Source organism: Streptomyces sp. DSM 118878, assembly GCF_052936595.1.
Genome location: NZ_CP193622.1, coordinates 2,762,996 through 2,781,067, shown reverse-complemented (window position 1 = coordinate 2,781,067; position 18,072 = coordinate 2,762,996). Strand labels below are relative to the sequence as shown.

The following is an 18,072-nucleotide window of genomic DNA, read 5'->3' as shown; positions in this document are numbered from 1 at the left end:
GCCGGAAGGGGCGGGTGGGGACGATGAGGGCAGCGCGGAGCGCGCTCTCGGGCCTGGCGGCGGGAGTGCTGCTGGGAGTGGCTGGATGCGGCTCGGGGGGTGACGGCACACCGAGCACGGCGAGCGGCAGCCTTGAGCAGCTGGCGGCCAGGGCGAAATGCCGGCCCGACATCCAGACGGACGCGGCCGAGCTGCGCCAGGCCACCTGTGAGAACGGTGCCCGGCGCTACGTCCTCGTAACCTTTACAAACGCCCGTGGCCAGGCCGAATGGCTCGACGAGGCGAACGACTACGGGGGTACGTACCTCGTCGGCGGGAGCTGGGTCGCGGTCGGCGGCGCCCAGGACATCTCGGCGCTCCGCGACCGGCTCGGCGGGACCGTGGTGGACGCCGCCGGGGAGCACGGCGGGGACCACCACGGTCACGGCACGGGGTGAGGGCCGGTTCGGGGGTCAGGTGCAGCGCTTGCCGGAGTTGACGCACTGCGCGACGCGTTTCATCAGGCGTTCGTCGAAGACGTTGATGAAGTCGCCGTGGTCGGTGACGGGCTTGTGCAGCTGCTCGGGGAAGGAGTCGACGGCGAAGCCGGGCCCCGGCGGCACGTCGTACACGATCCGCTGCACGAGCTGCGGGATGGCGCGGAAGCCCTGCGGGCAGGCGCCGGTCCGCCGGTCGGCGAAGGCCACGTGGGTGCGGTGGTTGGCGCTGTCGGTGTTCCGCCCGTCCCAGCAGCTCTGGAAGGTGAACGTCCGCACGACCTTGCTGCCCTCGGGGCAGATCGGATACTTGTCCCTGAGCCGGCGGTTCTCGAAGCCGGTGCAGCTCCAGGACGCGTTGGCGTTGGCGTCGCCGTTGGTGAACGCCTTGGCGTCACCGGTGATGATCCGCAGGAAGCGCGGCATCGCGACGACCTTGCCCCGCGGATTCCCGGCGAACTTCAGCGTGACGGCGGACGGTGTCTGGATCTCGCCCACGTTCTGGTCCTTGCCGCCGCCGTCCGCCTGGGCGTCGTCCTCGTCCCGGCCGTTCTGGAGCCGCAGGACGGGCCAGTAGTACGTCGACTTGTCGCCCTGGTTGCGGCATGTGGTCTCGCCGCCCGCCAGCTCGTCGTCGCCGGAGAAGGCGTCCGTGGCCTGGTTACCCACGTAGTCGTGCATGTGGTGGGCGCCGTTGCTCACGCCGGGCGCCGCGATGACGTTGTCGGGGTTGAACTTGCCGTTCTCGTTGCGGCCGCAGTCCGTGGTGAAGGTCCCGCGGGAGGCGTCGCGCTGGTTGCGGGGGCGCTGGACGTTGGGCCTGACGGACGTGATGTCCACGAAGTCGGCGGCGACGGGACCGTTGCCGTTGCCGTCCTGTCCCTGTCCCTGTCCCTGTCCGGGCTCCTGGTCGGCGGCGCGCAGGGTGCAGGGGGCCATGCCGCCGAGGCCGTCGGGCCGGGCGGAGCCCGCCTGGTCCACGGCGTCCTCGATCTCGCCGATCGTGCCGCGCCGCTGCTCCTCCAGCGGAGGCAGCACGGACTCCTTGTCCTCGGCCCCGGTGAACCGCTCGTAGGCCCGGGTGATCTGGCTGTCGAGCTCGGCGAGCCTGCCGTCGACCTCGCCCCGCGCTTCTTGAGGAACCTCCCGCAGTTCATTGCCCACGTCCGGACAGTCGATGGTCGACATCCGCTGCCCGGCACCGGCGTCGGCGCTCTGCCCGGGAGGCTGATCGACGCCGTCTTCGGCGTTCGCGTAGACGTTGACGGCGATCAGGCCGCCACCGCCCATGACCAGAGCCGCGGACGCGGCGACCATGCGCCGCGCCAGCTTCGATCGTTTTCGTGAGGTGCGTCCCATGGGGCTACATACGCATCAGCGGCCCGACGTGTTCAGCGCCCCTGCCACAAGGGGCTCAGCGGCCCTGGTCCAGATACGCGATGACGGCGAGCACCCGCCGGTTGTCGTCGTCGGAGACCGGCAGGCCCAGCTTCCCGAAGATGTTCGACGTGTGCTTGGCGATCGCCCGCTCCGTGACGACGAGCTGCGACGCGATCGCCGCGTTCGACCGCCCCTGCGCCATCAGTTCGAGCACCTCGCGCTCGCGCGGGGTGAGCGCGCCCAGCGGCTGGTCGCTGGCGCGGCGGGAGAGGAGCTGCTGGATCACCTGCGGGTCCATCGCGGTGCCGCCCGCCGCGACCCTGCGTACGGCGTCGATGAACTGGGCGGCGTCGAACACCCGGTCCTTCAGGAGGTAGCCGACGCCGCCGGTGCCGTCGGCGAGGAGTTCGCGGGCGTAGAGCTGCTCCACGTGCTGGGAGAGGACGAGGACCGGCAGGCCCGGCCTCGCCCTGCGGGCGGCGAGCGCGCATTGCAGGCCCTCGTCCGTGTGGGACGGCGGAAGCCGGACGTCGACGACGGCGACGTCCGGCCGCAACTCCGCCAGGGCCCTGGACAGTTCGGGCCCGCTCTCCACGGCCGCCACGACCTCGAAGTCGAACGCCTCCAGCATCCGCACCAGGCCGTCGCGCAGCAGGAAGAGGTCTTCGGCTAGGACAACTCGCAAGGGATCTCCATGGTCACCATGGTCGGGCCGCCCGCGGGACTGCTGACGGCCAGTACGCCGTCGAATGTACCGAGCCGCCGTTCGATCCCGGCAAGCCCGGAGCCCGCCCCGAGGCGGGCGCCGCCCTTGCCGTCGTCGGTGACCGCGATGCGCAGCATGCCGTCGCCGTAGTGCATGTCGACCCAGACGCGGTCGGCGCCCGCGTGCTTGATCACGTTCGTCAGTGCCTCGCTCACCGCGAAGTACGCGGCCGACTCCACCGGGGCCTCGACCCGCCTCGCCAGCTCCACCGTGACCTCCGTGGTCAGCGGAAGCCGCAGCGCGAGGGCCTTCACGGCGTCCCCGAGGCCACGCTCGGCGAGGACCGGCGGGTGGATGCCGCGGACCAGGTCACGCAGCTCCGTCAGCGCCTCGCCGGAGTTCTGCCGGGCCTTGGCGAGCAGTTGCTTGGCCTTCGCGGGGTCCGTCTCGATCAGCGCCTCGATGGTGCCGAGGTCCATGCCCATGGCGACCAGGCGGGCCTGCGCCCCGTCGTGCAGATCGCGCTCGATGCGGCGCAGCTCGGCCGCGGAGTTGTCCACGGCGTCGTGCCGGGTCTCGGTCAGCCGGTCGACCCGCATGGCGAGCAGACGCTCCCGCATGGCCGGGGTGGGCGCGAGGAACGCGCGGGACAGGAGGAAGTGGGCGCGGATGAGGCGGCGGTTCACGAAGACGCCGAGGAGGAAGAAGCCCATGCCGAGCACGGCCGCCTGGTTGGCGGTGGACTGCGAGGTGACGTGGATGAAGGCGAACCACTCGCCGCCGCCCGCGGAGTGGATCGGCTTCCACACGCCGAGGGCGAGGACCCAGCCGTAGACCATGTAGAGCAGCAGGGCCGGGGCGATGATCGCGAGGGTCGGGGCCGCGGTCATGTGCACGAGCAGCCACTCCAGGTCCCGCCAGGTCGCCGGGTCCTTCAGCAGGCGCGTGCAGCGCTCCACCTGCCCGGCGATACCGGGGCGCGGGGGCGTGGGGTGGACGCGGTACGGGCTCGGGATGGTCACCCCCGCCCAGGCGGCGGACCGGGTCCGCTGCGCGTTGGCGTACGCGCGCAGGCCCGCGAGGACGACCGGCGTGGTGAAGAGGCCGATCCCGATGACGATGAGCGCGATCGAGACGACCGAGAACACGAAGAGGACGATCGCGCCCACCCACGCGACGATCGCCAGATAGAGCCCCTGGGCCCCCGCGATCACCGCGTCCTTGATCCGTGTCATGGTCGTCGTCCCCCTCGTGAACACCGTGCTGCCCGCCGCGTCGTGCGCCGGGCACGGAGACAGTCTCACCCGTACGGCACAGACGGGTCATTGGCCCCTCCACCCGAGCGGGGGTGTACCTGACGACACCCCCCGAAGTCGCCCTGTGCCTCGGGGAGTGGGGGCCTCGGCGGCTGGGTCGCGAAGGCCCCGGTTCCTAGCGTGGGACACGTCTTATCCAACGCTTATTCGCGTGATCAAACGCCTGCTCGCGCAGGTCGAACGATGGGGGCGGGATGCCATGAGGCGGAACTTCGCGGCACGACTCGGGGTGTGGAGCGCACACCACCGCAAGACGGCCGTCATCGGCTGGCTGGTCTTCGTGGTGCTTGCCACGGTCATCGGCGGGGCCTCCGGCATGGTGACCGCCACCGACGACGAGATGGGGGTCGGCGACTCCGGCCGGGCCGAGAAGATCCTCAAGGACGCCGGCATCGACGAGCCCGCCGGTGAACTCGTCATGGTCGGCGCCCGCACGGCCGGCGGCTGGCGCGACGCCGCGGCCGACCTGTCGAAGGCGCTGACCGCCACCGGCGAGGTCAGCGGCGTCCAGGCACCGCTGCCCTCGAAGGACGGCAGGGAAGCGCTGCTCCGCTTCGAGATCAAGGGCCCGTCGGACGAGGCGGGCGACCGCGTCCAGCCGGTGCTCGACACGGTCGACGACGCGCGGGAGAAGGCCGCGGACGGCATCTCGGTGTACCAGTTCGGCGACGCCAGCTCCGAGAAGCACCTCTCCGACCTGCTCGCGGACGACCTGACGAAGGCCGAGTTCACCGCGGTGCCGCTCGCCCTCGGCATCCTGCTCGTCGCCTTCGGCGCGGTGGTCGCGGCCCTCCTGCCCGTGGGCCTCGCGCTCACGGCGTGCGTGGGGGCGTTCGGACTGCTCTCCCTCGCCAGCCACCAGCTCCACCTCTTCGAGACCACGTACTCCGTGATGTTCCTGATGGGTCTGGCGGTCGGCGTCGACTACTGCCTGTTCTACCTGCGCCGCGAGCGGGACGAGCGGGCCGCCGGGCGTGACGCGGAGACCGCGCTGCGGATCGCCGCCGCCACCAGCGGGCGCGCCGTCCTGGTCTCGGGCCTGACGGTGATGGTCGCGATGGCCGGCATGTTCCTCTCCGGTCTGCTGCTCTTCAAGGGCTTCGCCGTCGCCACGATCCTGGTGGTGTGCGTGGCGATGATCGGCTCCGTGACGGTCCTGCCCGCGCTCCTCGCGTGGCTCGGCGACCGGATCGACGCGGGCCGCATCCCGTTCCTCAACCGCCGCTCCAAGAAGGGCGCGCACGCCGGAGGCGCCCTCGCGGGCAAGGCCCTCGGGCCCGTCCTGGCCCGGCCGAAGCTCTTCGCGGCCGGCTCGGCCGTGCTGCTCCTTGCCCTGGCGGCGCCCGCGCTCGGCATGAAGACCGAACAGCTCGGCCTGGAGAAGCAGTTCGGCTCGGACGCCCCGCTCTCCGTCGCGTACAAGAAGATCACCGCCGAGTTCCCCGGCGGTCCCGCCCCCGCCCGCGTGATCGTCGAGGCGGACGACATCACGGCGGCGCCGGTGCGTGCCGCCCTGGCCACCCTGACAGGGAAGGCGGGCGACCGCGCCGAACTCACCGTCCACAAGGCGGCGGACGTCGCCGAGATCGCGGTGCCGCTGCCCGGCGACGGTACGGACGCCGAGGCCAAGAAGGCCCTGGAGGAGCTGCGCGACGACACGGTCCCCGCGGTCTTCGACGGCCTCAAGGGACAGGGCGTCGAGGCGTACGTCGGCGGTGACCTGGCCTCCTCCGAGGACTTCAGCGACCAGCTCAGCAAGGGCATCGTGCCCGTCTTCGCCTTCATCGCGGCGGTGACGTTCCTGCTGATGCTCTTCAGCTTCCGCTCGGTGGTCATCGCCGTGACGTCGATCGTCCTCAACCTGCTGTCCGTGGGCGCCGCCTACGGCGTCATGACCGCCGTCTTCCAGCACGGCTGGGGCGCGGAGCTGATCGGCTCGGAGAAGGTCGGCGCGATCGAGAACTGGATGCCGCTCTTCGTCCTCGTCGTCCTCTTCGGCCTGTCGATGGACTACCACGTGTTCGTGGTCTCCCGCATCCGCGAGTCCCGCGACCAGGGCCTGGACAACCGGGCGGCGATCCGCGAGGGCATCACGCGCACCGCGGGCGCGGTGACGGGCGCGGCCGTGATCATGGTGGCGGTCTTCGCGGTCTTCGGCACGCTGTCCATGCAGGACATGCAGCAGATGGGTGTGGGCCTCGGCGTCGCGGTCCTGCTCGACGCCACGGTGGTCCGCATGATCCTGCTGCCGTCCGTGATGACGCTCCTCGGCGAGCGCAACTGGCACACCCCGCGCTGGCTCTCCTGGCTGCCGCGGATCTCGCACAGCGAGGAGATCCCGGCCGCGGAGCCCCCGCGCCCCACGGCGGACGCGTACGCCTCGCGCTGACGCCGCACACGGACCGTCCCCCCGACGCGCGTCGCGTCGGGGGGACGGCGTTCTCCCGTGCCTACAGCCCGAGGACCTTCGCCTCCTTCTCCGGGGCGAGCCCGAGGACCGGCCGGTCGGGCCGCTGCGGCGGGGTGCCGCCGATGGACCGCAGCCACTCCCAGGTGTCCCGCACCGTCTCCTCGACGGGACGGGCCCGCAGCCCCGCGAGGATCGCCTTCTGGGACGACGTCTGGTGCATCGTGTCGTGCAGTTCACCGGGGGCCAGCCACACCGGCAGCTCCGTCCACTGCTCGATGCCCGCGTCGAGCACCACGTCGGGTGCCGTCCAGCGCAGCGAGGCCTCCGGGCCCGCCACCGCGACGCACGCTTCGAGCAGCTCGCCCATGGTGAACCGGCCCAGGGGACTGATCAGGTTGTACGGCCCGCTCAGCCCGGCCGCGCCCGCGTCGAGGACCCACTCGGCGAGGTCCCGCACATCGACGTACTGGATGTGGGAGTCCCGGGGCCCGGGGGCCAGCACGGGGCCGCCGCGCTCGACCCGGTTCAGCCACCACGGCAGCCGCCCGACGTTCTCGTACGGGCCGAGGATCAGGCCGGCCCTGGCGAGCACCGTCCGCTCGGCGCCGAACTCCGCGATAGCTGCCAGCTCACCGCCGCGCTTGTCCTCCGCGTAGGCGGTGGCCTCCGCGTCGGGGTCGCCGTCCACCACGGGGTAGTCCTCGTCGGAGCCTGCCGCGCCCGGGTAGCGGTACACGGAGCCGCTGGACACGTAGACGTAGCGCTTGGCCCGCCCCGCGAGCAGCCGGGCCGAGGCCCGCACCACGCGGGGCGCCGCCGACCAGGTGTCGACCACCACGTCCCACTCGCCCTCGGCAAGCCCCGCGAGGCCGTCCTCGGCCGTGCGGTCACCGTGGACGACCCGCACTCCCTCGGGCGCGGCGTGGTGGCCGCGGTGGAAGACGGTCACCTCCCAGCCCCGGGCGAGCGCCGCCTCGGTGACCGCGCGCCCCACGAACTCCGTACCGCCAAGCATCAGAAGTCTCATGGGGCGACTCTGCCCCGACACCCCGCGCCGGCGGAACAGGTTCTGCTCGCAGCAGATCACGGGCTCCGGTGACGCCGCAGGTCAGCGGGGCGCCGGTGGCACGTACTTGTAGCCGACCCGCCGTACCGTCTGGATCGTCCTGCGGTGCTCGGCGCCGAGCTTGCGCCGCAGCCGCGCCACGTGGACGTCCACGGTACGGCCGTCGCCCACGTGGCCGTACCCCCACACCGTGGTCACCAACTGGTCGCGGGTGTGCACCCGGTGGGGGTGCGCCACGAGGTGGGAGAGGAGCTCGAACTCCAGATACGTGAGGTCGAGCGGCCGCCCGTCCACCTCGGCGGCACGCCGCACGGCGTCGACCGTGACGGGCCCCGACGAGGGCGCCGCCCCGGGCCCGGCCAGTACGGCCTCCGGGGCGCCGGACTCCTGGGCCTGCTCCTGCCCGGCGGGTACGAGGAGCAGATAGCCGACCATCGGCGGCTGACCCGGCAGCGTCGGCAGGGCGTGCTGCGGCGCGGGCAGCCAGGTGGCGCCCGGCGGCAGCAGGTCGGGGATGCGGACGCCCGCGCGGGGCTCGTCGGGGTCGACGGCCCGCAGCCGGGCCCGGCCGGTCGGCAGGGGAGCGCCGACGGGGGCGGCGGCAGGTGCGGAGGCGGTTGCGGGGAAGGAACGGGAGTTCGCCATGGTGAGGTCAGCTCTTTCGCGCGAAGAGGGAGTCGTCGAGAACGAGACGTACGTCGTCGTGCGCGTCAGGCGAAGGCCGAGTGCAGTGGAATCAGTGCAGCAACGGCTTTAGAGGGCCCGCGCGTTCATCGCGCGGCAACACACCCGGTCGAAGTCGTGGTGCTGCCGGGAGGGCCAGAAAGGCTCCAGGTCGTGACGACCCGTCGCGGTGTTCTGGTGGCTGCCCATGCCGTCCATTGAAGCAGATGGGAGGGGCAGCGGTAGCGCCCTCTCACCCACCGGAACGGCCGCCGGACGCGCCCTGTCCGAAAACGGCCCCTCGCGGACCACTGGGCACCTCCCTTTCGGATCCCCTCCGGACGGCTGGGAACGACGGAGCGCCCGCCGGTCGGACCGGCGGGCGCCCCTGTCAACGCATGGGCACGAGAGCCCGGATCAGACCTGGCCGGCCTTCTCCAGGGCGGTGCAGCAGGTGTCGACGAGCAGGCGCGTCACGACGTACGGGTCGACGTTCGCGTTCGGGCGGCGGTCCTCGATGTAGCCCTTCTGCTCCACCTCGACCTGCCACGGGATGCGGACGGAGGCGCCGCGGTCGGAGACGCCGTACTTGTACTCGTCCCAGGGCGCGGTCTCGTGCAGGCCGGTCAGCCGGTCGTCGATGCCCGCGCCGTAGTTCTTGACGTGGTCCAGCGGCTTGGAGCCCTCACCGAGGGACTCGCAGGCGGTGATGATCGGCGCGTAGCCCTCGCGCATCGCCTTGGTGGAGAAGTTGGTGTGCGCGCCCGCGCCGTTCCAGTCGCCCTTCACCGGCTTCGGGTCGAGCGTCGCGGAGACCTTGAAGTCCTCGGCGGTGCGGTAGAGCAGCCAGCGGGCGATCCACAGCTGGTCGGAGACCTCCAGCGGGGCGAGCGGGCCGACCTGGAACTCCCACTGGCCCGGCATGACCTCGGCGTTGATGCCGGAGATGCCGAGGCCGGCCTTCAGGCAGTTCTCCAGGTGCGCCTCGACGATGTCACGGCCGAAGATCTCGTCGGAGCCGACGCCGCAGTAGTAGCCGCCCTGCGCGGCGGGGAAGCCGCCGACGGGGAAGCCGAGCGGGCGGTCGCCCTCGAAGAAGGTGTACTCCTGCTCGATGCCGAAGATCGGCTCCTGCGCGGTGAAGCGGGCCGCGACCTCGGCGAGCTCGGCGCGGGTGTTGGACTCGTGCGGCGTCATGTCCGTGTTGAGGACCTCGCACAGGACGAGGACGTCGTCGGCGCCGTCGCGGATCGGGTCCGGGCAGGTGAAGACCGGCTTGAGCACGCGGTCCGAGGCGTGGCCCTTGGCCTGGTTCGTGCTGGAACCGTCGAAGCCCCAGAGCGGCAGCTCGGCGCCCTTCGCCTCGTCCGCCATGATCTTCGTCTTGGAACGGAGCTTGGCGGTCGGCGCGGTGCCGTCGATCCAGATGTACTCAGCCTTGAAGGTCACGGGGGCCTCATCCTCATAACGCTCGGTACGGCGCAGAACGTGCGGGTGCCGCGGTGCCGTGGTGATGCCCAGCAGAGTGGCAACCGGCGATTTCCCGACCGTTGCCCTCATGTGAACCCCGTGTTACCTGGGGGAAGTGTGGCCGGGCTCACGCCGCGCCGCCGGGCCGCGTCCCCCTGCCGGGGTTATGACACAGGCTCTCGGCGGGACAGCGCGTCCCGCACCGCCTCCTCGCTGCGGGCCACGACCGCAGTGCCGTCGTCCGCCGTGATGATGGGGCGCTGGATCAGCTTCGGGTGCGTGGCGAGCGCGGTGATCCAGCGGTCGCGGGCCGAGGCGTCACGCGGCCAGGCCGCACGGTCCGCGAGGCCGAGGTCCTTGGCGGCCTGCTCCTGCGTCCGCGTGATGTCCCAGGGTTCGAGCCCGAGCCGGCCGAGGACGGCACGGATCTCGTCCTCGTTCGGCACGTCGTCGAGGTAGCGGCGCACGGTGTAGTCGGCACCCTCCGCGTCCAGGACGCTCAGGGCGCCGCGGCACTTCGAACAGGCGGGGTTGATCCAGATTTCCATGCCGCACACGCTACCCGCGAACCACCCGCCCCAGGGCCTCGGACGCCACCCTGTTCGAATACCTCAAAACCCGCCTGGCCAGGGATGATTGTCAGTGCTCGGCGGTAGAATCACAGTAGTGTTCGAGGGCGCCGACGGGGGGCCCTGATCGCGACAGGAGGATGCCCGTGCCCGCTGCCGCACTGACGAGGAAGTCCGTATCCCAACCCGTCCTCATCGACCTGCCGTACGCACCACTCCGGAAGAGGGCGCTGCCCCCGGGACGCCCGCGCGAGTGGTACGTCAACCACAACCGCCGCCTCAAGGCCATGCGCCTCGCGATAGCGCTGCTCGACTCGGGCGTCTATCTGCCGAACCAGGCGAAGAACAGCACGATCCGTCGCATGGCGGAGGACATCGGCATCCACCCGCCGTCCGACATCACGTGCCACATGGTGCGGGCGCTGATGCGGTACAGCCGCTGAGCGCGTGCGCTGACCGCGTCCGCTGACCGCGTCCGCTGAGCAAGCGTGTCGGGCTCGGGGGGTTCCCCCCGAGCCTCACGTTTCCCGCCCGCGGGTGGGCCGTATACGAGACGGGAGGTGTGGCGGGCCGGGGGTGCGGGGCGGCCGTGCGCGAAGCGCGTGCGGGCCCCGCCGTGCAGCGCACACGGACCGCTGTGTGCCCCCAACCAACCGCAACCCCCTGCGAATTGCACGTGAACCCGCGTGTTCCGGACGTTCTCGTGGGTGTGGGCGGGGTTTGTCGCGTGGAGCTGGGTGGGCGGGTGCGCGATGGGCCATGCTGTTCGCCATGACCCACGGGGAAGCCGCCGGCGAACCGCCGCTCCTGACGACCGCCGAGCTGCCGGACGGCGCCCGCGTCCCGGTGCGAGCCCTGCGCACCTCCGAGCCGGACCGCTTCCTGCCCTCCGGCTCCGCACCGGCTCCGGGACCGCCCCCGGCCCCCGCGGTGCTGATCCTGCCCGCCATGGGCACCCCCGCCCGCTACTACCGCCGCTTCGCGCGCCAACTGCACGACGAGGGCCTGACGGTGCTCACCGCCGACCTGCGCGGTCAGGGCGAGGCGACGCCGCTCGTCACCGACCCCGACGCGCTCGGCCACGGCTACCGCGACCTCGTCGAGGAGGACCTGCCCGCCGTCCTCGCCGCGGTCCGCGCCGAGCTGGGCCCCGAGCCGCCCCTGTACCTCCTCGGCCACAGCCTGGGCGGGCAACTCGCTCTGCTGTACGCCGCTTCGGGCCGCGGGCCCCGGGTGGCCGGCGTGGCGCTCGTGGCCTCGGGTTCCGTCTATTTCCGCGCGTACGGACCACTGCGCGGCCCCGGGCTCCTCCTCGGCGAGCTGACGATCGCCGGGGTGTCGACGCTGCTCGGCCGCTGGCCGGGGTCCCGGCTCGGCTTCGGCGGCGACCAGCCCAAGGGCGTCATGCGTGACTGGGCGCGGCAGGGCCGCACCGGTCGGTACGCCCCCAAGGGCTCCACGCTCGACTACGAAGCGGCCCTCGCCGCCCTCGAACTGCCGGTACTCGCCGTCTCCGTGGAGCACGACACCCTCGCCCCCGCCACCGCCCTCGACCACCTGCTCGGCAAAGTCCCCGGGGTACGGCTCACCCGGCGCCACTACACCGCGCGGGAGGCGGGCGCCCGCCTCGACCACTTCGCCTGGACCAGGGCGGGCGGCGAGCTCGCCAAGCAGGTCGCGGCGTGGGCGACGACCGAGGACCACCCCTGAGCCCCCCGGCCGCGGGCCCCAGCGGATCTGCTCCGGGGTGACGGTCAGCCACCGCGTGTCTTGCGGGCGAGGACCTCGTCGACGTACCCCTTGTGCCCGGCGGTGTCCTTGAAGGGGATGACTTCGAGGGACGGGTCCATGGTCTCGCAGGTCAGCACGCCCTTCATCTCCAGGAAGGGCAGCAGTGACTCCTCGAGGTCGTTGCGGTACGTGGTCGCCTGCGGCGGTTCTGGCAGAGGTACCCGCGGCCTCCGCCTCGGAGACCGCCCAGAGCGCGCTGCCGCCGGCGCCAGCTCCGGCGAACGCCCCCGCCAAGGGGCGCGGCGAACGGCGCGAGACCCCCCACGACCCGCAGCGACCATGGACCGGCCGGCCCGGGAAAGGGGCGCGGGGAACGGCGCGAGACCCCCCACGACCCGCGGGGGCCATGGACCGGCCAGCCCGGGAAAGGGGCGCGGGGAACTGCGCGAGTACCCCCCCACGACCCGCAGCGACCATGGACCGGCCAGCCCGGGAAAGGGGCGCGGGGAACGGCGCGAACAACCCCCACCACCCGCAGGGAACGAACCGGCCAGGCCCCGCCAGGCCAAGGCCCCGCCACGCCAAGGCCCCGCCAAGCCAAGGCCGCCGCCAGGCCCCGCAGGGGAGAGCCCCGCATACTGAACCCATGGCCTCCAGGGAGTTCATACGCACCGTGCCCCCGCTGGCCGGCATGGTCATCTCGGCGACCGGCTACCGCACCACAGGCCAGCGGCCGGCCCTGCACCGAGGCCTCCCCTCCCCGTACCTGACGGTGATCTTCTCCCTCGACGGCCCCATCGCCACCGGCCACACACCCGCCCAGGCCACCGGCGCGGACGCCATCCGCACCGACATCATCGTGGGCGGCCTCCACCAGCGCCCCGCCCATGTCGTCCAGCCCGAGCACGAGGCCGGCATCCAGCTCGCCGTCCACCCCCTCGCGGCCCGCGCGCTCCTCGGCCTGCCCGCGGCCGCGCTGACCGGTGAGCTCGTCGTCCACGGCACGGACGTGTTCGGCGAGCGCGCCGCCGAGCTCCGTGAGCGACTCTGCGAGCTCGACGACTGGGAGGACCGCTTCGCCGCCCTCTCCGCCTACCTGCGCCGCCGCGCCGCCGACGACCGGGCGGCCGGTTCCGTACGCCCGGAGGTAGCCGAGGCCTGGGCCTGGCTGGCAAGGCACCGCGGCGCGGGCACCCTCGGCGGCCTGTCCCGGCACGTGGCGCTCAGCGAACGCCGCCTGACCTCGCTCTTCCGCGCCGAGACGGGCCTCGCCCCGAAGCAGGTGGCGCGCCTGATGCGATTCCAGCACGCCAAGACCGCCGTGGTCCGCGCCGCCGGGACGGGCACCCCGCAGGACCTGGCCCGGATCGCGGCCGACTGCGGCTACTACGACCACTCCCACCTCGTACGGGACTTCCGGCAGTACACGGGAGCCAGCCCCACCGGCTGGCTGGCCGAAGAGTGCCGGAATATCCAAGCCGGGGCACACAGCCCGGACGGAGAGTAAAAGGCATGGACACCACACAGAACCCCACCCAGAACCCCCCACCCGCCCCCACCATCTGGCCCACCTTCCAGGCCGAGGACGCCCACGCGCTGATCGACTTCCTCGTCGGCACCGTCGGCTTCCTGCGCACCGCCGTGTACGAGGACGGCGACCGCGTCGCCCACGCCCAGCTCGACTGGCCGGAGGGCGGCGGGATCATGCTCGGCTCGTACGACCCGGCCGCGGCCGACGGCACGTGCGGCAAGCCCGGTACCTCCGGCGCCTACGTCGTCACCGACCAGGTGGACGCCCTGTACGCCCGCCTGACCGAGGCCGGCGTGAAGATCACCGCGGAGATCGGGGACAAACCGTACGGCAGTCGTGAGTTCGGCATCGCCGATCCCGAGGGCAACCGCTGGTTCTTCGGCACCTACCGCGGGGAGCCGAGGCCCGGCCAGACCCTCTGAGCCCGCGTGATAACTTGCGCAAGCCAGTCAAACCCACACTTGGGCCAGGGAATCCGGTGCGAATCCGGAACTGACGCGCAGCGGTGAGGGGGACGGGCGGAGCACACGGCCACTGGGCGTCCACGGACGCCCGGGAAGGCGTTCCGCCCGGTCGATCCCGAGTCCGAAGACCTGCTGGCGCCTCTGCCCGCACACCGGGCGGCAGAGGCCGTGACGCAGGCCAGGCTCCGCGTATGAGCCGTGAGACTCAAGGGATCACGTGTCCTCGAAAGCCCGAATACTTCAGTCGACCCTGTTGACCCTGTGCTGCGCGGGAGTGCTCGCGACGCTGACCGCCTGCGGCGGCGGTTCCGCCGGCGAGGGCGGGACGGCAGGGGCCGCGCGGGACGGCTACCCCGTGACGGTCGCCTCCTGCGGCGAGAAGACCGAGGTCAAGGCCCCGCCCCAGCGAGCCGTCTCGCTCGACCAGGGCTCCACGGAGATCCTGCTCTCCCTCGGCCTCGCCGACCGCATGGCGGGCACCGGCACCTGGACCGACCCGGTCCTGAAGAACCTGGAGAAGGACAACGCGGGGGTGGAGCGGCTCGCCGACCGCTACCCCGCCTTGGAGAAGGTCCTCTCCAAGGAACCCGACTTCGTCAGCGCCTCCTTCCTCTACACCGTCGGCAAGGGCGGCGTCGCCGACCGCGCCAAGTTCACCGACCTCGGCGTCCCCGTCTACGTCTCGCCCAGCGACTGCGCGGGCAAGGACAACGACGGCGGCGGCGACGGCAAGCGCGTGAAGACCCTCACCATGGACACCGTCTACGGCGAGGTACGGGACCTGGCGAAGGTCTTCGGCGTCGAGAAGCGCGGCGAGAAACTGGTGGCGGAGCTGAAGGGCCGCGTGGCCAGGGCCACCGAGGACATCGACGCCTCCGACACCTCCCTCCTCTACTGGTTCGCCAACTCCGACGCCCCGTACATGGCGGGCTGCTGCGGCGCACCCGGGATCATCACGCGCGAGCTCGGCGCCGAGAACGTCTTCGACGACACCCACGAGGAATGGCCCCAGATCAACTGGGAGACCGTCGCCGACCGCGACCCCGACGTCCTCGTCATCGGCGACCTGACCCGCAAGTCGCAGTCGGCGGAGTCCGCCGCGGCGAAGATCAGGTTCCTTGAGTCCAACCCGGCGACCAAGAACCTGACCGCCGTCAAGAAGAAGCGGTACGTGCTGCTGAGCGGCCAGGCGATGAACCCCACGATCCGTACCGTCGACGGCGTCGAACAAGTGGCCGCCGGGCTGCGGAAGTTCGGGCTCGTCAAGTGACGTCCGCCGCCCCCGTGACGCAGGACCTGCCGCGCCGGGGCCTGCTGCGCCGGAATCCGCTGTGCCGCAGCCTGCTGTGGCCGGCCGGAGTCGCCGTACTCGTGCTCTCCGTGGCGGTGGCCGTCACCATCGGCCCCGCCGACATCTCCGTGGCCGACGTGTGGTCGGCGGTGGCCGCGCACCTCGGCTGGGGAGAGACGCGGCTCACCCCGATCAGGGACGGCATCGTCTGGAACCTGCGGATGCCGCGCACCCTGCTCGCCGCGGTCTGCGGCGCGGGCCTCGCGGTCTGCGGAGCGGTCATGCAGTCCCTGCTCCGCAACCCGCTCGCCGACCCGTTCGTCCTCGGGGTGTCCTCGGGCGCGTCCACGGGCGCGGTCGCGGTGGTGGTCCTCGGCGTCGGCGGGGGAGCGCTGTCGATTTCGACGGGCGCCTTCGCCGGGGCGCTGTGCTCGTTCGCCCTGGTGCTGCTCCTGAGCCACACCCTCGGCGGTTCCACGGACCGGGTCGTACTGTCCGGCGTGGCCGCCATGCAGCTCTTCTCCGCGCTGACGTCGTTCCTCATCCTCACCGCGGGCGACGCCGAGACCACCCGTGGCGTGCTGTTCTGGCTCCTCGGCTCGCTCAGCGGGGCCGGCTGGACGGACGTGTGGATGTGCGCGGCGGTGCTGGCCCTCGGTCTGCTGATCTGCCTGGGCCACGCCCGTACGCTCGACGCCTTCGCGTTCGGCCAGGAGGCGGCGGCGACCCTGGGCGTACGGGTGGCCCGCACCCGCCTCGTCCTCCTCTGCGTGACGGCGCTGCTGACCGCGGCCCTCGTCAGCTCGGCGGGCGCCATCGGCTTCGTCGGCCTGGTCCTGCCGCACGCCGCCCGCGCGCTCGTCGGCTCGGGCCACGCCCGGCTGCTCCCCGTCACGGCGCTCGCCGGGGCGGTCTTCCTGGTCTGGGTGGACACTCTGGCCCGTACGGCCCTCGATCCCCAGGAGGTACCGGTGGGCGTGGTGACGTCACTCATCGGAGTACCGGCGTTCGTGGCGGTGCTCTACCGGACGCGGAGGGTGTCGTGACGTCCGCTGTGACCGGGGAGGGCCTGCGTGCCGAACGCGTGGCCCGCGAGGCGGGCGGCCGCCTGGTCGTCGACGGCGTCAGCCTGGCCCCGCCGCCCGGCGCCACGGTCGGCCTCCTCGGCCCGAACGGCTCGGGCAAGTCGACGCTGCTGCGCGTCCTCGCCGGAGTCCTTGCCCCGGCCTCCGGGATCGTCACTCTGGACGGCCGGCCCCTGCCGGACACCCCGCGCCGCACGGTGGCGCAACGCATAGCGGTGGTGGAGCAACACGCCACGACCCAGGTCGAGTTGACCGTACGGGATGTGGTCCGCCTGGGCCGCATCCCGCACCGCCGCGCATGGTCGGCCCCGTCACCCGAGGACGAACGGGCGGTGACGGAGGCCCTGACCCGCACCGGCCTCGCGGACCGGGCGACCCAGTCCTGGCACACGCTCTCCGGCGGCGAACGCCAGCGCGTCCAGATTGCACGGGCCCTGGCCCAGGAACCCCGCGAACTCCTCCTGGATGAGCCGACGAACCACCTGGACATCCAGCACCAACTGGACCTGCTCACGCTGGTCGCCGAACTCCCCGTCACCAGCGTGATCGCCCTGCACGACCTCAACCTGGCGGCGATGTTCTGCGACCACCTGCTGATCCTGAAGGACGGCAGGGCGTACGCGACGGGCACTCCGGCCGAGGTGATCACGGAGAAGCTGATCGCGGACGTGTACGGGGTACGGGCGGTGGTGACGTCGGGGGAGACCGGCGGTGCCCCATCGGTCCGCTTCCTACGCGGCTGAGCCGATCCGGACCGCCCACAACCAGGCCAGACGCGCGGAACTGGCTCTTACGGCAAGTTGGTTGACGCCCGTAAATTCCCCGTAGTTCCCCGAAGGCCGCACGAGAATCCGAACGGAAGAGACCAGAAGCGATGCCAGAAGCGATGCCAGAAGCAGGGCAGGGAGCAAGGCCGGAACCACGAACGAAGCCGGCGTCGCCGTCTGAGTCTGAGTCGCCGTCGGCGGTGTCGGTGATCGCCCACCTGAGCGACACGCACCTGGACACACGCCCCGAGGACGGCGGCCGCAGCGAGGCCCGCATCCGCGCGGTGATGGACTACCTCAACGACCTCCCCTACGACCTGGACGCGGTGATAGTCACCGGCGACGTCACGGACCACGGGACTCCGTCCGAGTACGAGGAGGCCCGCAAGCTCCTCACCACCCGCCACCCCCTGCTGACCTGCCCCGGCAACCACGACGTGCGCCCCGCCCACCGCGAACACCTGCTGGGGGAGCCCCCGAGCCAGGCGCCGGTCAACCAGTCCTACGTGACGGACCGCTTCGTCCTGGCCCTGTGCGACACGTCAGTCCCCGGCAAGCACCACGGGAGACTGGAGGACGAGACCCTGCGGTGGCTGTCGGACACACTGGCAGAGGCCCCCGACGTCCCCGCGCTGATCGCCTTCCACCACCCACCGGTCCCGCTGCACACGCCGTACGTGGACGAGATCCGCCAGTTCGACGAGGCACGCCTGGCCGCCCTGACCGCCCGGCACCCGAACGTGACGGCGTTCCTGGCGGGCCACGCGCACACCGCCGCGGCCACGACGTTCGCGGGCAAACCCCTCCTGGTGGCCCCAGGCGTGGTCTCGACCATCCGCCTCCCCTGGGAACACCAGACCCACGCGACCCACCACGTACACAAGGACCTGCCCCCGGCAGTGGCCTTCCACGTCCTGGACCCGGACGGCCGCCTGACGACGCACTACCGCACGGTGTCGTCGACCTGACGGCCGCTTCGCCGCACGGCGGCGGCGAAGCGGTGTCGTGCGAGTGCCGACCACAGACGTCGGAGGCGGTGCCACCGGACTCGTTCGGAAAGCGGCGGAACAGCCCACGAAGTCACAGGTGAGGCCGGCGGCTCTTCCGTCCGTACTGTGTCGATGCGGGTCGAAGCCTCGGATCTCGC

Annotated in this window: 17 protein-coding genes and 1 riboswitch; of the genes, 10 read left to right on the top strand and 7 right to left on the bottom strand. The window is 72.0% G+C overall.

Annotated features, from left to right (window positions below):
• The first annotated feature begins 23 nt into the window (after positions 1–23).
• Entirely contained in the window at positions 24–437 is a 414-nt protein-coding gene (locus ACRAKF_RS12160; protein ID WP_447037007.1) for a hypothetical protein, read from the top strand.
• A 15-nt stretch (positions 438–452) separates the two neighbouring features.
• Here ACRAKF_RS12160 and ACRAKF_RS12155 read toward each other — a convergent pair whose 3' ends face one another.
• The 3 genes from ACRAKF_RS12155 to ACRAKF_RS12145 are packed head-to-tail and all read right to left on the bottom strand — an operon-like array spanning position 453 to position 3,797.
• Positions 453–1,835 carry a DUF1996 domain-containing protein gene (locus ACRAKF_RS12155; RefSeq protein WP_447037005.1) on the bottom strand — a complete coding sequence of 461 codons (1,383 nt, stop codon included), beginning with the start codon at positions 1,833–1,835 and terminating at the stop codon, positions 453–455.
• Between the two features lie 55 nt (positions 1,836–1,890).
• On the bottom strand, positions 1,891–2,541 hold the full coding sequence (locus ACRAKF_RS12150; RefSeq protein WP_447037003.1) for a response regulator transcription factor: 651 nt from the start codon (positions 2,539–2,541) through the stop codon (positions 1,891–1,893).
• Positions 2,526–3,797 (bottom strand): sensor histidine kinase, encoded by a 1,272-nt coding sequence (locus tag ACRAKF_RS12145; protein WP_447037002.1) that lies wholly within the window; start codon positions 3,795–3,797, stop codon positions 2,526–2,528. The genes ACRAKF_RS12150 and ACRAKF_RS12145 overlap by 16 nt, the downstream gene beginning before the upstream one ends.
• Positions 3,798–4,077: 280 nt before the next feature.
• On the opposite strand from ACRAKF_RS12145, the gene ACRAKF_RS12140 reads away from it, so the two are divergent.
• Positions 4,078–6,267 (top strand): MMPL family transporter, encoded by a 2,190-nt coding sequence (locus ACRAKF_RS12140; RefSeq protein ID WP_447037001.1) that lies wholly within the window; start codon positions 4,078–4,080, stop codon positions 6,265–6,267.
• Between the two features lie 61 nt (positions 6,268–6,328).
• Here ACRAKF_RS12140 and ACRAKF_RS12135 read toward each other — a convergent pair whose 3' ends face one another.
• The 4 genes from ACRAKF_RS12135 to ACRAKF_RS12120 form a co-directional block, all read right to left on the bottom strand.
• Positions 6,329–7,315, bottom strand: coding sequence for an NAD-dependent epimerase/dehydratase family protein (locus tag ACRAKF_RS12135; protein WP_447036999.1), 987 nt, complete (start codon positions 7,313–7,315; stop codon positions 6,329–6,331).
• Between the two features lie 81 nt (positions 7,316–7,396).
• On the bottom strand, positions 7,397–7,999 hold the full coding sequence (locus ACRAKF_RS12130; RefSeq protein WP_447036998.1) for a winged helix-turn-helix domain-containing protein: 603 nt from the start codon (positions 7,997–7,999) through the stop codon (positions 7,397–7,399).
• A gap of 435 nt (positions 8,000–8,434) precedes the next feature.
• Complete coding sequence (glnII, locus tag ACRAKF_RS12125; RefSeq protein WP_447036997.1) at positions 8,435–9,466, bottom strand: glutamine synthetase; 1,032 nt, start codon at positions 9,464–9,466, stop codon at positions 8,435–8,437.
• A 185-nt stretch (positions 9,467–9,651) separates the two neighbouring features.
• Positions 9,652–10,035 (bottom strand): arsenate reductase family protein, encoded by a 384-nt coding sequence (locus ACRAKF_RS12120; RefSeq protein WP_447036995.1) that lies wholly within the window; start codon positions 10,033–10,035, stop codon positions 9,652–9,654.
• Between the two features lie 161 nt (positions 10,036–10,196).
• Between ACRAKF_RS12120 and ACRAKF_RS12115 the strand changes: the two genes are divergently transcribed.
• From ACRAKF_RS12115 to ACRAKF_RS12080, 8 genes are all read left to right on the top strand, one after another.
• Positions 10,197–10,499: a hypothetical protein gene (locus ACRAKF_RS12115; protein ID WP_447036994.1), complete on the top strand. Its 303-nt coding sequence runs from the start codon at positions 10,197–10,199 to the stop codon at positions 10,497–10,499.
• A gap of 328 nt (positions 10,500–10,827) precedes the next feature.
• The gene (locus ACRAKF_RS12110) at positions 10,828–11,766 is read left to right on the top strand and encodes an alpha/beta hydrolase family protein (RefSeq protein WP_447036993.1); all 939 of its coding nucleotides are present in this window, start codon (positions 10,828–10,830) and stop codon (positions 11,764–11,766) included.
• Between the two features lie 667 nt (positions 11,767–12,433).
• The gene (locus ACRAKF_RS12105; protein WP_447036992.1) at positions 12,434–13,294 is read left to right on the top strand and encodes a helix-turn-helix domain-containing protein; all 861 of its coding nucleotides are present in this window, start codon (positions 12,434–12,436) and stop codon (positions 13,292–13,294) included.
• A gap of 5 nt (positions 13,295–13,299) precedes the next feature.
• Complete coding sequence (locus tag ACRAKF_RS12100; protein WP_447036991.1) at positions 13,300–13,740, top strand: VOC family protein; 441 nt, start codon at positions 13,300–13,302, stop codon at positions 13,738–13,740.
• A gap of 7 nt (positions 13,741–13,747) precedes the next feature.
• A riboswitch (cobalamin riboswitch) is annotated at positions 13,748–13,933 on the top strand.
• Between the two features lie 66 nt (positions 13,934–13,999).
• Positions 14,000–15,052, top strand: a complete 1,053-nt coding sequence (locus tag ACRAKF_RS12095; protein ID WP_447036990.1) for an ABC transporter substrate-binding protein — start codon at positions 14,000–14,002, stop codon at positions 15,050–15,052.
• A gap of 41 nt (positions 15,053–15,093) precedes the next feature.
• Entirely contained in the window at positions 15,094–16,119 is a 1,026-nt protein-coding gene (locus ACRAKF_RS12090; protein WP_447041943.1) for a FecCD family ABC transporter permease, read from the top strand.
• Positions 16,116–16,901, top strand: coding sequence for an ABC transporter ATP-binding protein (locus ACRAKF_RS12085; protein WP_447036989.1), 786 nt, complete (start codon positions 16,116–16,118; stop codon positions 16,899–16,901). Before ACRAKF_RS12090 ends, ACRAKF_RS12085 begins: the two co-directional genes overlap by 4 nt.
• 224 nt (positions 16,902–17,125) lie before the next feature.
• Positions 17,126–17,893, top strand: coding sequence for a metallophosphoesterase (locus ACRAKF_RS12080; RefSeq protein WP_447036988.1), 768 nt, complete (start codon positions 17,126–17,128; stop codon positions 17,891–17,893).
• Positions 17,894–18,072 lie beyond the last annotated feature (179 nt).

What these genes read in the sequence shown, in the direction of transcription:
- ACRAKF_RS12160 (WP_447037007.1), top strand. Translation starts at nt 24, where the DNA reads ATGAGGGCAGCGCGGAGCGCGCTCTCGGGCCTGGCGGCGGGAGTGCTG.
- ACRAKF_RS12155 (WP_447037005.1), bottom strand. Translation starts at nt 1,835, where the DNA reads ATGGGACGCACCTCACGAAAACGATCGAAGCTGGCGCGGCGCATGGTC.
- ACRAKF_RS12145 (WP_447037002.1), bottom strand. Translation starts at nt 3,797, where the DNA reads ATGACACGGATCAAGGACGCGGTGATCGCGGGGGCCCAGGGGCTCTAT.
- ACRAKF_RS12140 (WP_447037001.1), top strand. Translation starts at nt 4,078, where the DNA reads ATGAGGCGGAACTTCGCGGCACGACTCGGGGTGTGGAGCGCACACCAC.
- ACRAKF_RS12135 (WP_447036999.1), bottom strand. Translation starts at nt 7,315, where the DNA reads ATGAGACTTCTGATGCTTGGCGGTACGGAGTTCGTGGGGCGCGCGGTC.
- ACRAKF_RS12130 (WP_447036998.1), bottom strand. Translation starts at nt 7,999, where the DNA reads ATGGCGAACTCCCGTTCCTTCCCCGCAACCGCCTCCGCACCTGCCGCC.
- ACRAKF_RS12120 (WP_447036995.1), bottom strand. Translation starts at nt 10,035, where the DNA reads ATGGAAATCTGGATCAACCCCGCCTGTTCGAAGTGCCGCGGCGCCCTG.
- ACRAKF_RS12115 (WP_447036994.1), top strand. Translation starts at nt 10,197, where the DNA reads ATGCCCGTGCCCGCTGCCGCACTGACGAGGAAGTCCGTATCCCAACCC.
- ACRAKF_RS12110 (WP_447036993.1), top strand. Translation starts at nt 10,828, where the DNA reads ATGACCCACGGGGAAGCCGCCGGCGAACCGCCGCTCCTGACGACCGCC.
- ACRAKF_RS12105 (WP_447036992.1), top strand. Translation starts at nt 12,434, where the DNA reads ATGGCCTCCAGGGAGTTCATACGCACCGTGCCCCCGCTGGCCGGCATG.
- ACRAKF_RS12100 (WP_447036991.1), top strand. Translation starts at nt 13,300, where the DNA reads ATGGACACCACACAGAACCCCACCCAGAACCCCCCACCCGCCCCCACC.